This is a genomic window from [Phormidium] sp. LEGE 05292 (assembly GCF_015207735.1).
Taxonomy (GTDB): Bacteria; Cyanobacteriota; Cyanobacteriia; order Cyanobacteriales; family Aerosakkonemataceae; genus Floridanema.
Genome location: NZ_JADEWG010000150.1, coordinates 1 through 14,721 on the forward strand (window position 1 = coordinate 1; position 14,721 = coordinate 14,721).

General features: G+C 40.6%; 15 protein-coding genes. 8 read left to right on the forward strand and 7 right to left on the reverse strand.

Translation table 11 applies throughout. The features are described 5' to 3' along the window. From IQ264_RS26695 to IQ264_RS26705, 3 genes are all read left to right on the forward strand, one after another. The gene (locus IQ264_RS26695; RefSeq protein WP_413470325.1) at window positions 1-114 is read left to right on the forward strand and encodes a transposase; all 114 of its coding nucleotides are present in this window, start codon (window positions 1-3) and stop codon (window positions 112-114) included. A gap of 74 nt (window positions 115-188) precedes the next feature. Beyond that, complete coding sequence (locus IQ264_RS26700) at window positions 189-596, forward strand: hypothetical protein (RefSeq protein ID WP_193984631.1); 408 nt, start codon at window positions 189-191, stop codon at window positions 594-596. An 18-nt stretch (window positions 597-614) separates the two neighbouring features. Further along, on the forward strand, window positions 615-854 hold the full coding sequence (locus IQ264_RS26705) for a hypothetical protein (protein WP_193984633.1): 240 nt from the start codon (window positions 615-617) through the stop codon (window positions 852-854). On the opposite strand, the gene IQ264_RS26710 is transcribed toward IQ264_RS26705, so the two are convergent. Beyond that, the gene (locus IQ264_RS26710; RefSeq protein ID WP_193984635.1) at window positions 831-4,913 is read right to left on the reverse strand and encodes a plasmid replication protein, CyRepA1 family; all 4,083 of its coding nucleotides are present in this window, start codon (window positions 4,911-4,913) and stop codon (window positions 831-833) included. The two genes, IQ264_RS26705 and IQ264_RS26710, sit on opposite strands and share 24 nt — an antisense overlap. A 673-nt stretch (window positions 4,914-5,586) precedes the next feature. Here IQ264_RS26710 and IQ264_RS26715 point away from each other — a divergent pair. Beyond that, window positions 5,587-5,946 (forward strand): helix-turn-helix domain-containing protein, encoded by a 360-nt coding sequence (locus IQ264_RS26715; protein ID WP_193984637.1) that lies wholly within the window; start codon window positions 5,587-5,589, stop codon window positions 5,944-5,946. A 32-nt stretch (window positions 5,947-5,978) separates the two neighbouring features. Here the strand turns inward: IQ264_RS26715 and IQ264_RS26720 are convergent, their stop codons facing one another. The 4 genes from IQ264_RS26720 to IQ264_RS26735 form a co-directional block, all read right to left on the reverse strand. After that, window positions 5,979-6,716 carry a hypothetical protein gene (locus IQ264_RS26720; protein WP_193984639.1) on the reverse strand — a complete coding sequence of 246 codons (738 nt, stop codon included), beginning with the start codon at window positions 6,714-6,716 and terminating at the stop codon, window positions 5,979-5,981. Between the two features lie 2 nt (window positions 6,717-6,718). Beyond that, a complete protein-coding gene (locus IQ264_RS26725) occupies window positions 6,719-7,648 on the reverse strand; it encodes a mobilization protein (protein WP_193984641.1) in 930 nt (309 codons plus the stop codon). Window positions 7,649-7,714: 66 nt separating this feature from the next. After that, window positions 7,715-8,095, reverse strand: coding sequence for a hypothetical protein (locus IQ264_RS26730; protein WP_193984643.1), 381 nt, complete (start codon window positions 8,093-8,095; stop codon window positions 7,715-7,717). After that, entirely contained in the window at window positions 8,088-9,221 is a 1,134-nt protein-coding gene (locus IQ264_RS26735; RefSeq protein ID WP_193984645.1) for a ParM/StbA family protein, read from the reverse strand. The genes IQ264_RS26730 and IQ264_RS26735 overlap by 8 nt, the downstream gene beginning before the upstream one ends. 383 nt (window positions 9,222-9,604) lie before the next feature. Here IQ264_RS26735 and IQ264_RS26740 point away from each other — a divergent pair, with 383 nt between their 5' ends. The 3 genes from IQ264_RS26740 (at window position 9,605) to IQ264_RS26750 (ending at window position 12,932) form a co-directional block, all read left to right on the forward strand. Further along, a complete protein-coding gene (locus IQ264_RS26740; protein WP_193984647.1) occupies window positions 9,605-10,276 on the forward strand; it encodes a hypothetical protein in 672 nt (223 codons plus the stop codon). After that, entirely contained in the window at window positions 10,248-11,975 is a 1,728-nt protein-coding gene (gene mobV / locus IQ264_RS26745; protein WP_193984649.1) for a MobV family relaxase, read from the forward strand. Before IQ264_RS26740 ends, mobV begins: the two co-directional genes overlap by 29 nt. 177 nt (window positions 11,976-12,152) lie before the next feature. After that, a complete protein-coding gene (locus tag IQ264_RS26750) occupies window positions 12,153-12,932 on the forward strand; it encodes a TrpB-like pyridoxal phosphate-dependent enzyme (protein WP_228061841.1) in 780 nt (259 codons plus the stop codon). A gap of 167 nt (window positions 12,933-13,099) precedes the next feature. Here IQ264_RS26750 and IQ264_RS26755 read toward each other — a convergent pair whose 3' ends face one another. Further along, complete coding sequence (locus IQ264_RS26755; protein WP_193984651.1) at window positions 13,100-13,999, reverse strand: tyrosine-type recombinase/integrase; 900 nt, start codon at window positions 13,997-13,999, stop codon at window positions 13,100-13,102. 80 nt (window positions 14,000-14,079) lie between these two features. Here IQ264_RS26755 and IQ264_RS26760 point away from each other — a divergent pair, with 80 nt between their 5' ends. Next, complete coding sequence (locus IQ264_RS26760; RefSeq protein WP_193984653.1) at window positions 14,080-14,433, forward strand: helix-turn-helix domain-containing protein; 354 nt, start codon at window positions 14,080-14,082, stop codon at window positions 14,431-14,433. 76 nt (window positions 14,434-14,509) lie between these two features. On the opposite strand, the gene IQ264_RS26765 is transcribed toward IQ264_RS26760, so the two are convergent. Next, window positions 14,510-14,721, reverse strand: a 212-nt coding sequence (locus tag IQ264_RS26765; protein WP_193984655.1) for a Tn3 family transposase, incomplete at its 5' end; no start/stop codon positions are given.

Here is a 14,721-nt window from a genome sequence, read left to right on the forward strand (position 1 = left end):
ATTAATAATAAATTGAAATTACTCAAACGTTGTGGATTTGGCTTTAGGAATTTCCGCAATTTTGAATTAAGAGCTTTATTGTTCTGGCACTTCCCTAATAATTTAGCACAGTAAGTACGGAAGAACCAGAGTTACTATCAAAGGAAATTATAATTTCAGCAATTAAAACGACAAATCCAGATACAAGAATGCGGCAGAAAACTTGTTTAGCTTTGGCTAAATTAGTGGAAATAGCTAACTTTAATTTCGATGTGAAAAGGTTTAGTGGAAATTATTCGCCCACGAAAGTAAGTAAACGAGAGCTACCTAGTGATGAAGCGATCGCCACTTGGAGAGACAAAATTACTAATTCGCAGTGGCAGTGGTGTTTTGGGATGTTGGCAACTTACGGACTCAGACCCCATGAAGTGTTTCACTTGGATTTAGAACAGTTTCCCAGACAAGCAGGGGTGTTGCGGGTGATGGAGGGTAAGACTGGGGAAAGGAGAGTTTGGCCTCTACATCCTGAATCGGTGGAATATTGGCAGTTGATGGATGTGAAAGTGCCAGGGTGTACGGGGAGGAATAATAAGGAGTTGGGGCAAAGAGTGTCGTAATATTTTCGCCGACAGGGAATGGAGTTTCGTCCTTACGATTTGCGTCACGCTTGGGCAATCAGAAGTATGGAGTATGGACTGGAGGTGTCGTTAGCGGCGAAGCAAATGGGGCATTCGGTAGCGATACATATCCAAACTTACCATGCTTGGTTAGATGAACATCATCAACAGCAAGCTTTTGAAAGGTTATTGAATAATCCAAAACGACCTATTGCTCCAATGAATAACAGCCAATCAGAACTGATAGCCCCAAGTTAACCAATCAGGAAAGATCTGAGTTAAACGTAAGACAGCGGATTGTGCTACAGTTCCTAACGCTTGGACTATAGCCCGACGTTGGGTAGTTTGCCAAGGTTTGAGGACGATTTTTACCCAAGTAGTGCCGTACTCAATAGCCGCTTTCAAACGATGAACACAGGCGTTAACTTCCTGTGGACTAAAGTCGAGAACTGTAGAGTCAGGTAGTAACTTGACTAGTTCCGCTGCTGCTTGAGAACACCGTTCCCAGTAGTCAGGACAAGCTTTTAACAGTTCACTAGAGCAATGAGTTGCCAGTAAGTTAGCTTGGGTTAACAAATCAGCTAATTTCTCACTTGAGTCAAATCTAGGATGAGGAGAGGGAGTAGCTTCTAAATCCGTTAACAGGCTTTTGAGCCATTTAAGATAATAATGCTGAGGTGGTGGATTGATGTGCTGCTCCTTGATATCATCTCCTAATTCTTCTGATGAGTCACCTAAAAATTCACTGACCTTACCAAGTGCATGAACTACCCTATCCCAATAATCAGGACAAATTTCCATCAATCTTTCTTGGCATCCCTGTGACAATAATTCAGCTAAAGCAAAGGAATCAACCAAATCCTCGGAGTAAAAACGGGGATGGAATTCTAAATCTATTTCCAAGTCGGCTAACAAATCTAGTAACCATTTAATAGCTGGGTCATCTTTAGGAGAGAGAAATTTATTATTGTTTTTCTCGGAAGTTTGAGGTGAAGGAAGCTCAACAGCTAACTTTTGGGGAGAAACTAAAGCTTCATCTTTATTAGTCAGAGAACAAGCATTTAACTGAAGAAAAGCTTGTTTTGCTGACTCTGGTTGCAAATCCCAATATTTCTGATTCCAAGCTAATAGTACCGCTAATCTTTCTGGTTGGTTCCGACCAGAGACAGTATAATAACGAACTTTGCCATCACTATAAACTTTTTTACTACTGACTCCAGCTTTGGACAACAGTTTACCAACAAAGCTAATCGGGTCAGTTGAAGAAGTTACTTTCAAATTAAAATAACGTTTGAGACGATCGCTCTTTTCCATCGCCCGTCTCATTATCTCCTGAATCAGCAGTGAATTTTTAGAAAAATTCTCTTCCTGCCCAATCAAATCAATAATTCCCAATTCTACCAGCAACTGAGCCTGGATAATTTTCGGTCTCAGATCTGGTAAAAAGACTTCTCCTGACATCCACTTAAAGCCATGAGATTTCCACTTACGAGAATCTAAAATTTTACACTCATGCGGGTGAGTAGCCAACCAATAAAGAAATTGAGATGTTAGCCAATGAGGATTAGAGATTTTGTATTTATAAATGAATTCAGGGGTGAGATTAACCCCTGGTAAATATTCACGCAATAATACTCCATCAGCGAGCATTCGTTGTGCAAATTTAGCTTGAGGATTTCGCTTAATTTCTTGGGCTTCTTCCAGAGTCATTCGGGAATTAGCCCCGGTACTCAAAAGTGTAGCTAATTCCTGTTTGATTTGTTTTTTCTGTCTAGTAATGCGTGTTCCAAACCCACTTTTTTCACCGACACAGGAAGTAATTAAAGCATTTTCCCTTTCCCTTAATTCAAGTTGAATATTTTCCCCGCAATGAGGTTTAGAATAATTAATCCTCGCTTGGATTTTCACCCACAATTCTAAATGAGGATTGTTCCAATTACCATTGTTCCAAATTTTCTGGAACACTTGTTGGAATTTACTTAAATCTCCCTCAGATTCTTCTCTGGCTAATTCATAAGCTAATTGTAAAATATCTTCTTGTTGGCAGTCTTTAATATTTCTGGATAGGGTACTTTTAATAACTCTGGGTAGTGGGGAACTGCATCCAGTAAATTGATTATTCTGATTAGCACTCCAAAGGATAATAGGAATATTTTGTCTATTTCTAGCTAATTGTTGTCTAAATTCACAAGGTTCTAAGACTCCAGAATATAAAGCAAATATCTGTTTAAACCAATCAATTTCAATACTAACACCAACTGCCATGCTGGGAGAATATAATAATACTAAAGGTTTAAGTCGATGAATTTCTTGGTTAATTTCAGCAACAAAATTTTTAGCCCATTCTTCTTCGGAGGTTTTGCCATCAATGCGAATAATCAGGGTTTTAAGTTGGGGAAAAGCATCTATTAATTCTCGTTCTATCGCTTCTAATTCACTTTGAGAGTCGGCGGTAATAATGATTGGTTCTCGTTCTGAATCTGAGTCATCAAGATTAATTATTCGTTCGATATGAGCATAAATTTGGCGTTCTACTTCTGGTTTACTATGTTCGCCTTTGTAAAGAATAAATTGTCGGGGAGTACCGCGATGATGATTGACTACAATATAAGTGGGAGTATTGTTTGGGGCTAAGGATTTAATATAGTCTAATTCGGGATTACTTAAATCAGCATCACAAAGAACTACTGCTCCCTTATTACTCAATACTCTTTCGATTAATAAACTAAAAGCATGAAGAATTTGCGGTCTTTGTTGTTTGACGGCAGTATTCGCTGTTAATAAATGTTTAAATCCCATCCGGGCTTCATCAATAATGATAACATCCCAGTGTTGCTCGAATAATTTAAGTAAGGAATCCCAACAAACTGCACCTCCTAATTGTCGCAGTTGTGAAGATTGAGTTTCACCAAGTTCATCAACCCACAGTAAATCGAATTTAACGCATTGTTCTCGACCTAGAACTACTCTAGGGACAATGGATAAAACGCGCTTTCCTAATTGTTTGAAATGACTGATGAGTGGTTTTAAGATGGCTTTGGATTTGCCGGAACCTTTACGAGAGTTAATGGCTACAATACCTTGAGAGGGAAGTTTTTCCCACAAATCATCTGGAAGATATTCTTGATTTAGTTCTAAGTTTGGTTGATAAGTAAGGGTAGTAAGTTGTTTATAGGTAAGGGAGATTTCTTCTAAATAGCGTTGTCGGCGAATTTGTTCGTCAGTTTTTAAATCAGTTTCTCCTCTTAATTCTTGGGAAAGAGCAAAGAATTGAGTGGCGCTGATGTATTGAATACTAGCTAAATCTTCGCCCTGTAGTTCGTCAATATCACAAGCTTCTTTGCTAATTTGTCCCCACCAGGCGAATTGAACGAGGTAGCCCCAGTTATTCAGGAGGTTAACTAGTTTTTGCCAGCGATTCATAACATGGCGGTTTAAGATATCGCCTGCATCGGGGTAAATGTCGATGTAATCTCCTAGTTGGACTCCGGCTGATGTTAAATATTGTTTCAGTTGTTGGGGAGATTGTTCAAATTGTCCTCCGGCTGCACCAAGAATGATTTGTCCCAAAAAAAAGGCGGCAATCTGAGATTTGAGGAATCCTTCGGCTAATCCAACGTTTTGACGTTGAATGGGTTGGATAATGAGGGGACGGCAGAAGCCCAAGGGCATTTCACCGTTGGGAAGTCGAGAAGATTTATCACCTCCTCCTAACCAAAGGTAACGTGGGCCTTCATCGCTATCGCGGCGAATCTGACAGCCAATAATTTGATTTTGCTGGTTGCGGATGGGGATGGCAATGCCTTGGTTTTCTGGTTTAATCCACAGTTTGGTGCCAGTTCGGTCTACGCCGGGAAAGTTGATGGGAATGCCCCAGGGGAGTTCTTGATGGGCAAAAATGGAGAAATAGCCTACTGATTGGATTTGTTGGTCGTTAAGGCTGCGAGAGTGCAGTTTCTGGCGATGGCGAGTGGTTAAGCTCAGGTGATGACTAAGTTGACGAAATCCTTTGTCTCTTTCTGGGATGGGTAAAGCGCCTGCTAGCTGGCGTTGTTTTTGGCGTTGTCTTTGGAGTTGGTGTTGAGTTCTTTGTTCTGTTGAGTAATATTTGCCGTTGTCGGTGACATATACGCCCCAGGTGCCACATTTACTGGGGCGGAGGTAACGCCAATCGTTGATTTGGGCATCTTGGTCGATGAAGCTGTGACAGAGAATGAGTTCTTGGTGGGAATGGATTCGGCAGTCGCCGCTGGTGTCGTTACAGATGGGGCAGGTGTGAGTTTTGTTGGTGGGGATGAGTCGATTTTTAGAGGTCATTAGGAGTACCTCCTTCCCCAAGTGGCAAGTATGTAGTTTTGTTAATGCGATCGCCTTCCCTGCATCTTTTGCCAAAATTAGTAGATGCGGACATATTTTTTGAAACTCCTGTGTTGTAAGGGTTACAGGAGTCGGAACCTTTTTTTAACTTATTTGCTCAAGACTTTTTTTACCTTGTAAGACACAATGTAAGTAGCTTTTTATTTTTCTTGAGCGAGGGGCTAACTAGGTTAACCGTTATGTTCCGACTCAGGTAGATTAGCTTCAGTGGTCACAAAACACTGGGGCTGATCGAGCAAACACTCGGTCAATGTATAGCCAGTTAAGTTTCCTCGAATTCCTTATTTTCATAACTAAAGACATATTGGCAACTTAACTAACTAAAAGTGAGTAGCCTGAAGTGATATTCAGTAGAGGTTAAAGCAGATCTCTTAATATCGAGGTGAGATTTAATGCCTTTATTTGTTGAATATTAAGTAGATCAATCCACAAAACAAGGCAATTGCAGCTAAACTAGGTGTAGACGCAAACTGAGCTATATTTTTTGATTAACCACCTTTTGTATGACAGGATAAACAAATTTGCTTAATGTATCAAGCAATATTTAGTTTACCTTATTAAGTCAAGGAAAGCGCAATTATCCGATCGAGCAAATAAAAGTAAAATAATAGATATGTCCACCAAAGCCGAACGACTTGCAGCCTTCATAAAAGAATTACGAGGTTCTTCTTCTCAACGCCGTTTTTGCCAGCAATTGGGCGTGAGTAATTCCTGCGTTAATTTTTGGGAGTCCGGCTTGGCTTGGCCCGATACGGAAAATTTAGAAAAGTTGGCAACATTGAAGGGTTGGAGCCTTGCCGATCTGCAAACATACCTTGTGAAAGGAGAACTGCCATCGGAGGAACCCTTAGAGCAGATATTGTCTAAAGTGCGAACTCTTCCTACAGAAGCAGTGGTTGAAATAGTAGCAGTGGCAGTGCAGACGTTAGCCGCGAGAACTGGTTCTGTAAATGAGCAATCGAATGTTGCTTAGTTGAGTGGGTAAATGCGATCGCAATTCTACACTCAATGAGTTGCGACCTGCTGAGGTAATGGCGGCCCTTTGCCAAACAAACCCGTTGAGTAAAATTCCTTGGTATAAGCAGTCACAAATTGGAAATAGCGCGAGCGCGTCATAACTGGGAACTCAAGTTTGTGGATTGCTTGGGAAAAAAGCATTCCAACTTTCTCCAACCGTTTCATGTCCACCGGATAAAGTTTGGGAAATTCCACCAACCGCAGCGTCCCCAATTTCAATGCTTCCTCCATCCAGCAGTTTTCCCTATAACCGTAATTGTCAGAAAAAGAGCAAAAATAGGCATTTAGCAGCAGGATGTAAATCATTTTATCCCCATACTTAGTCATAGATTCTCGCAGTCTCTCCAAACTCTGATTTTCACCATTGCTAACAAACCAATGGGCTACCGGAATGCCACGTTCGGAAGCTGCATCCAACACGCTGTTAACATCAAGCCAATACTCCAAGTCTTTTTTTGAGCGGGGTGGGAGGTTGACGATTACCAATGCTCGACCAGCCAAATCGAATAAAATATCGGCACGCTCGAACTCGCCATCAAGCGCAGATAAGGGAATAGCGATCGCATTGTCACAAAATTTAATACTCTGCCCATACAAATCCGCCTCCACTGCTACTGTTTGCCACTGTTGACTACGACAAAAATCAACCAGCGCTTTAGCTACCACCGACTTACCCACACCGGGCAATTCACCACCCACTAGATGCAAGCCTTTATACAAATTCATAATCAATAGTTGGTATCGAATAAGCCAGTCTTATTAAATTCGCTAGCAGCTTTGTCAAGAAACTTGTGGGTACGTTTTTTGCCGAGTTCAGTGAAAATGTCATTTCGCTTCAAGGCTTGCTCAAAGGGCATGGGGTTGGTTTTCAGAGCATCTCTATCCGCCATGTAGAATTTGGGCAGGTTGATGACAGGGAAATGGTATTGTTCCTGAGCTTGTTTCATTTTGGGCAGTTGAGCGATTCTCTGCCATACTGCTTCATCGGGACAAACACCTTCGTTCCTGACAAAGACGTGCTGCATCCAACAGCCGTACTTTTCGAGAGATTGGAAGAATAAATCGACGCTATCCTCTTCGCCGGAACAAACAAACCACATCACCATTTTGATGTTCTTTTCAGCAGTCATTTCCGCCAAGCAGTTGCGCTCAATCCATTCGTCAAAGGGAACGGCAATCTGTGCCGGGAGATTGACTAGTACATTTGTTTGGAGGGCTTTTTCAAAGATGATGTCTGCCGAATTACTTTTAAACTCGGCTTCGCTGAAGAAAGCATCAACGCAGCGGTTGCCTAATAGTTCGCCATAGTAGGTTTTTACATCTGGTCTAGAGCGATCGGTTTCTACCAGATAAAATGTACTATCTTTAACTACGTTAAGCAAAAAATGCAGCATCACACGACTCCCGGTGGATTTACCCGCACCACCCCGTTCTCCTCCCCAGAAGTGAATGTAAGTCAGTTGTTTGTCAACGGAATCTGAGTAAGAGTTTTTTCCCAAATGAGCAAAAGCAGTGGTATCTCCAACTTCTGATGTTTCTGGTGTAGTAGATTCGGTAAGTGATTGCGGCAAATCTCCTGCTACAAGATGATCGATATTTGTCTCCTTATCCTCCAACTGTTTTTGCTCCACTTGGGGCAATTTCTTGGTTCTTGGCATATCAAAAAAGTTCTCCATTCTCAAGCTGTAATCATCTCCCCATCTCCCCACTTCCCCACCTCCCCATCAACTCCATGTACCAAATCCAGTTTCAATATCTGAGATATCGGGAGCATTTTCGGTTTCTGTTGTGGCACTCTGACTTGGGAGTTTTCCAAACATTACTACTGGTTGTCTGTTGTAATTTGGCAGTTGTCCTAATTGCCGGAGATAATCAATTTGACGCTCTAACCACAGCACCCCATCAGCGGCAGCAAGTTGAATTTCTTGATGTGTTGCTTGGGTTTCAATTAGAGCACGAGGCAACCAACAAGCTTTTAAGCAAGGCATGAGAAATTCTTTGTAGCGTTCGGGAATACCATAGTTCGATAACCAGCGCATTACTAAATCATCTTTAGTATCTGCAACCAGTCGCAATCTTAACTTGTAATCTTTTAAATTACTCACTACGTCCTCCTGTGGATTTAACTGTTGTTTGATTGTTAGTAAAAAGCTTCAAATACCGATACAATCCATAGACATCACATAGTCGAAAACCCAAATTGTAACTGTCTAATTCTCTTGGAATTTTGGTATTAGCGTGCCAGGTTAAGTCAAAGCGATTAAATGCTTCAGAAAGTTTAGGTTTTAAGTAATCAGCAGTACCGCCACAAAAGACAATTTCTGAAGTGTCAAAGGGGATTGTATTAATCAGCCAAGACTGCAAGGCGTTAAAATATTCAGGTTGAGATTTTTGAATTGCTAAAGCAATTTGTTCTACTTCTTTAGCCCGTTCCGGTTCGCTATTTGAAAATGCCAAGGGGTATAATTCAGTGAGATTGATTTCCCAGCCAGCACGAGCTATGCTTGGTGTTAAGCGATCGCTATTTTGATGAGAACAACGGTATTGAACTGAACGTACCAACTGCTGAAAACCCAAATTGCTAGTTAAACCTTCCTTCAGTACACCACGTCGAGAAACCAGCACGGAAGCATTACGATGTCCTAACATAACAAAGGCAATAGTTTTGCGTTTGAGTGCGTTTTCATTGGCATCCAAGTAATTTAAATATATTCCGGCACCTTCTGGCAAACATTGAAAGTGAACGATTTCGGTGAAGATTTTCCCCGAAGGAGTAGAGAAGTTTTTCGCCTGAGATAAGAGTTTATTTTGTAGCGTTTCCCGCGCCGCAAATTCACCAGGAGGTAGGACTAATTTAACTGCTAACTTAAATCGTTCTTTCAATTTTAATTTAGCAGCCATCACCCAAATAGCTGCTAATGCTTTAGAGGAAGCAGCTTCTACTTTAGATTCGGCTAATCTGTCATTAGCTAAAAATTGAGTTTTAGCTAAATATCCCACAGCATGATACTGTCCATTCCACCCTACCCAGCAAGCATCTTCTGGTTCGGCTACTGAGAGTTTTAAGTTTTGAAATTCTTCTTGAGAAGACTGAGGAATTTCAATGACTTCTGGTTCCATAAATCCGCTATAAGCTTCGCCAGAAATTAAAGAGTAAATAAATTTAGTTCCTTCACCTCCAGTATCTAATGCCAGGATTGCATCTGGTGTTATCGAGTTTTCTTTAGACATTAAACACCTCCTTTCTTTAGCTTTAGTTCCCAGCTTTTTCCTGTGGCTTTCCCAAAATATTCTTTGCTGTGATGAATCATCGTCTTTCACTAGGCGTATTTTAGGTTTGAACAAGTTAGACAGAAATTTAGAGAGATATTTAAAGAATATTGAAAGTTTGAGGTGATATTTCCGCTTTATTTCTAATCTGGCTACATTTTTACCAGAAATCTAGATTTAATCAGTGCTGGATTACCGGATTTACCTCGTCTCTATGCCGAAAGATAGAAAGTGTTTCCATCTTTAAACATAAGCAAATTAAGTAAGAAAGTAGTCTGAGAATCTACCGGAAAGGAAATGGTGCAAAGTAGAGTAATCATTCAGGATGGAATAGATAACAGTTAATGTTCTCAGATATGACAGAGATTAAAGATTTAAGCTGCACTAACAGAGACGAAAATCCATTTTTTTCTCTGTGGGAAACAGTTATTGAGCGAGAAGAAGAAGCTCAATGGAGATACCCAGATTTTGTCCCTCTATTCAAGTTAAGAGAAAGTTACAAAGGAATTGAATACAGTATTGAGTTTAGTGGGTTGGGAGAAAAAGCATGGGAAATTGAAAGGTTTATTAAACAAATGAATTTGAAAGGGTTTCCTATTCATACTGAGTGGAAACCTATTGAAATGTTGGGAACTCATTTAGGAACGGAATTAGACTTAATTTTTGATAGATTTCCCGAGCAAAGTTATTTAGAAAGAGAAGTTACCAATTTGGTGCAACAACCAAAATCGAAAGTTGGCTTAAATAATTTCTCTAGTATATTGAATACTATGGCATATCTATTTACGCCAACTATTGTAGTAATGTATTTCATAATTAGCGGACAATCGAATCTTTCTCGTTTATATACTCGTTCTCCAGAAATTACGATTAATTCAAAGTTGCCACCAGATCAAGTTTCCTGTTCTGATAGTAAATGCTTTCGTCAGACGTTTACTTACTTCGTCAAAAGTAAAAATGGAGAAATAATTACTGTGAATATAGAACATGACACCACAAGCAATACTAAGAATTAAAAAACTGAAAAGTTGGCATTCTCTTGGTGTAGCAGCAAGTCACGATATCAGAAGTTTTTCTCCAATTAATGCTGATGCTTCACGGGGAGTAGTTTTACTTGCTGGTGAGGGAACGAGTAATGGTGTGGTGAATTTAGCTTTCCAGAAAGTGGGGGAGCAAAAAATTAGAAAAAATGCGGTAGTTGCAGTAGAAATTGTTTTGGGAGTTTCGGCTGAATACTTTCGTCCTGACTCGACTCACTCTTATGGTGAATGGGATATTCAACGCTTAGAAGTTTGGCAAGAAGTTAGTAATCAATGGTTAAAAGAGCAACTCAAAGATAATATTCTTCAAACTACTTTGCATTTAGATGAAGCTTCTCCTCATATTCATTGTTTATGGATACCTCTGGCTGAAAATGGAAAATTGAGTTATTATCAAACTCCTTTTGGTGGTTCAAGAAATAATTTATCTAAAATTCAAGATAGTTATGCTGCTGCTGTGGCTAAGTTGGGAATAGAACGAGGGATTAAAGGTTCTAAAGCTAAACATAAAAGAGTTAAGCAATATTATCAAGCTGTTAATCAAGATGGGTTAGAATTAAATTTAGAAAAGTTGTTACCTGTACCTGTAATGGGAGAAAATACTGGTGCTTATAGGGAAAAAGCGATCGCACTCTTAACACCTCATTTAGACATCATTAATCACCAGTTAGTTCATCGTCAGTGGTTGTTAGAAGAAAATGAAAAATCACGCTCAAAAGCTATATCCAGCGAACGAGAAAGACAAAAATTAGAGCGCCTTCTTCTAGCTCAACAAAAACCTAATTTAGAAGTAGTAGCTTGGGAATTGGGTTTTGATTCGATGCCAAAAAAAGCAGGTATTTGGAGACGAGGTAAAAGTATTATCAAAATTGACGATAATCAGTTTTATTGGAGTGAGGAAAAGCGAGAGGGTTATGGTGCAATATCTCTGATAATGCAAGCTAATAATTACAATTTTGAGCGAACAATAGAATGGATGCAAGAACGGTTTGAACCAAGTGAAATATTATCAGCGGCGGTGGAATATGCTCAAACAAAAATATCAGCTATTCTTGAGAAAGAAATTTCTTGTAAGTTTGTGCCACCTGTACCGGATGATAATCAATGGCAACGAGTATATTCGTATTTGACTAAAACAAAAAAGCTGTCTCCTGAAATAGTGAATTCGCTGCATGAAAAAGGCATAATTTATGCTGATAATCATGCCAATATTATCTTTTTAAACCGTTTGATTGAAGAAAATCATCACATTACTGGAGCAACTTGTATGGGAACAGATGAGAGGAGAGAAATTGTTGCTGGTACTCATCGAAAAGCAGGTTGTTTTTGGGTGGTAGTGGGTGGACAAGAAAGTGAATTAATAGAAAGAGCAGTGATAGCAACTGACCCGATAGAAGTGCTTTCTCTTTCTACATTATCAAGACGAGAAGAAGTAAAAAGCATTTATTTAGCTGTGGACGATCTGCGCTGCTTACCTGATAAATTTTGCCAAGAGATCCCAGAAGTAATTGTAGCTTATGGTCGAAGTAATAGGGAAAACCAAATGGGTTCCCCAATGGTAAAATTGCTACCTAATTCTTCTAGAGTTTTCCCTTCAGAATCAACTTGGAATCAACAGCTTCAGTTACCAAATCAAGTAGCAAAAAATCGGCTATTAGAGGAAAAAGTCCGATAATAATCACAACCGGAAACATTAGCACATAATGCTCGATCGGTACTAACGCTTCTCCATCTCCCCAAACAGGGTAGATTATGCAAAATTTATGCTGACGTAAAATAATCTAAAAAAAGGTTTTCTCAGAGTGGAACAATCGGGGACAATAGAAACTTCTAAGATAAGCAAAAATCAGAAATGGAAACAATTAAATACCTGTTAACAGAAAACCAAATGCCCACAGCCTGGTATAACATTCAGGCAGACTTACCCACACCACTACCCCCCGTTCTCCATCCAGGTACAGGACAACCCATTACTGGCGATGACTTGGCTCCCTTATTTCCCATGAGTTTGATTGAACAGGAAGTCAGCCAAGAACGTTGGATTGAGATTCCCGGCGAAGTGCAGTCTATCTACCGTCAATGGCGACCTACACCACTATATCGCGCACGTCGTCTAGAAAAAGCCCTGGACACGCCAGCCAAAATCTACTACAAGTACGAAGGAGTCAGCCCAGCCGGAAGTCACAAACCAAATACTGCCGTTGCTCAGGCATACTACAACAAACAAGCAGGGGTAAAGCGTTTGACAACAGAAACCGGAGCCGGACAGTGGGGTTCTTCTCTAGCATTTGCTGGAGCATTGTTTGGGCTGGAAGTTTTGGTTTACATGGTGAAAGTGAGTTACAACCAAAAACCCTATCGTCGAGCATTGATGGAGTCTTACGGAGCCAGAGTAGTTGCCAGTCCGAGTGATGAAACTCAAGCGGGGAGAGCGATTTTAGCAGAACATCCCAACAGCACGGGTAGTTTGGGTATTGCTATCAGTGAAGCAGTAGAAGTGGCTGCTCAAGATGAGGGAACTAAGTATGCTTTGGGAAGTGTGCTCAACCATGTCTTATTACATCAAACGGTGATTGGACTGGAAGCACGCCTACGAGTAGCAATGGAACGAAAATGTACGCTAAGGCTGTAAACCTTACCCACAGAGGATTTCAGACAATGTTGTGAGTCAAAGGTGGGAGTTTTGTAGTATTAACTCGGTTGATGGCAGCAGAGTACTCCTAGTACTCTCCGGTAGCCTGAATTTAGTTGGAAAAAGCGACTGATAATAGATATAAATAGTAAATAATTATTTATGGTTTAATTAATAGTTTTTGTTAAAATATTTAAAGTTTTTTGAGCCACCAATTCTGCTCGATGAGATGTAACTTTTTGATATAGTAATGTAGTGTGAATATCCGCGTGACCCATTAAAGCGCGTAGTTCTTCTATCCCCATAAGCCCGACTCGTTCAGTGGCGAAAGTATGACGTAAGTCGTGGAGACGAATTCCTTTGAGGAGAGGATGCTGGGCAACGAGCCAGCTCCAGCAAGTATGTACTCTTCGATAGGATAAGCGTGTCACTTGCTTGGTCAACTGATTTTGTGCTGTAAATAATGCAGGATGGCTCGGCTCTCGATAAAATTTAATGTAATCATTGAGGGCGATAGCAGCGTCTTCACTATAAAAACACCATCGGTACTTATTACCTTTACCCACTACGGGGAATTTCCGGCTACTGATATCTACTTGAGCTAAATCTACAGCCAGCAACTCACCAATTCTGGCTCCCGTCCGATGCAACAACCGGACGATAGCGTGCATTCTAGCATCAGAAGCAACCAATTCATAGACTTGGGTGAGTTGTTGGTCGCTCAAATAGCGAATAGTTAGCTCTGTGTGGTGTTCTCCTTTGTCTTTGTTTGGTGGGCGTGGCTTTAAACCAGCGAGCGGATTGCTGGTGAGCTCACCAGTCTCAATCGCATAATTAAATAACGCCTGGATAATAGCTTGATGGCGATGATGAGTAGTAATAGCCAAATTAGCTGACAGCCTGTTTAAGTAATCTACCAGTATTGGACGGGTAAACATCTCCACAGGTACAGCACCATACTCTGCAAGCAGCGGCATTAAAGTAAATTCGTAGGAACGCTGCGTACTTGGCGATAGTTCTGGTCGGTCTAAAAATTGTCTGGCTAGTCGAGCTAAAGTTAAAGTCAATGGGCTTTAGTCTATTAAATATACTAAGATTTATATCTCTAGTTTGAATACTAAACATCCACCTAAATAGACATATATTTATGTATACTTTGACCGCTGCTAAAGCTCCCCAACCCGATGAAACGCTCGATAATTACATCAGACGATTGCGAAACAGCATGAAGTTATCACAACAACAGGTGGCGACCGCCGCTGGTATTCACTTGCAGAGTTTGGGGAAGTTAGAGAGAGGCAAGACTAATCGCTTAAATCAGAAGACCAAGAAGGGATTGGCAGTGGCATTGTCTATCCCAGAGGAATATTTAGATGCTGTTTGTTCGGGATTGCCCGTAGAAGAGGTGCATAAAAAGCAATTTTGTCCAGCTTGCTGGATTCCAGGTACGCCACCTGACCCAGCTTGGACTCTACCAAGAGCCAAACAGGCCCAGAAATAGCGAAGCTGACACCAGCCGCAAAGTAGCAAGTGAAACCCATGCCTGGTAAGGGTTTGAGAGGATATTTCTTTCTCGGTTAAGAAGCCACCTGGTCAATCAACAATCGCTCATCCAAATCCAAACGGAAAGTCCCATAAGGATTAATATGCCCCCAAGTCAGTGGAGTGAGAGCGCGAAAATCATCTCTGTGCATCAACTTTAACCAATCTTTTTCCGACAAAATTCGCTGCATCATCAACGTATTGATATACACCAAACAAATTTGCAACAAATGCAAAGACAATACCG

What these genes read in the sequence shown, in the direction of transcription:
- IQ264_RS26700 (WP_193984631.1), top strand. Translation starts at nt 189, where the DNA reads ATGCGGCAGAAAACTTGTTTAGCTTTGGCTAAATTAGTGGAAATAGCT.
- IQ264_RS26705 (WP_193984633.1), top strand. Translation starts at nt 615, where the DNA reads ATGGAGTTTCGTCCTTACGATTTGCGTCACGCTTGGGCAATCAGAAGT.
- IQ264_RS26710 (WP_193984635.1), bottom strand. Translation starts at nt 4,913, where the DNA reads ATGACCTCTAAAAATCGACTCATCCCCACCAACAAAACTCACACCTGC.
- IQ264_RS26715 (WP_193984637.1), top strand. Translation starts at nt 5,587, where the DNA reads ATGTCCACCAAAGCCGAACGACTTGCAGCCTTCATAAAAGAATTACGA.
- IQ264_RS26720 (WP_193984639.1), bottom strand. Translation starts at nt 6,716, where the DNA reads ATGAATTTGTATAAAGGCTTGCATCTAGTGGGTGGTGAATTGCCCGGT.
- IQ264_RS26725 (WP_193984641.1), bottom strand. Translation starts at nt 7,648, where the DNA reads ATGCCAAGAACCAAGAAATTGCCCCAAGTGGAGCAAAAACAGTTGGAG.
- IQ264_RS26735 (WP_193984645.1), bottom strand. Translation starts at nt 9,221, where the DNA reads ATGTCTAAAGAAAACTCGATAACACCAGATGCAATCCTGGCATTAGAT.
- IQ264_RS26740 (WP_193984647.1), top strand. Translation starts at nt 9,605, where the DNA reads ATGTTCTCAGATATGACAGAGATTAAAGATTTAAGCTGCACTAACAGA.
- mobV (WP_193984649.1), top strand. Translation starts at nt 10,248, where the DNA reads ATGACACCACAAGCAATACTAAGAATTAAAAAACTGAAAAGTTGGCAT.
- IQ264_RS26750 (WP_228061841.1), top strand. Translation starts at nt 12,153, where the DNA reads ATGGAAACAATTAAATACCTGTTAACAGAAAACCAAATGCCCACAGCC.
- IQ264_RS26760 (WP_193984653.1), top strand. Translation starts at nt 14,080, where the DNA reads ATGTATACTTTGACCGCTGCTAAAGCTCCCCAACCCGATGAAACGCTC.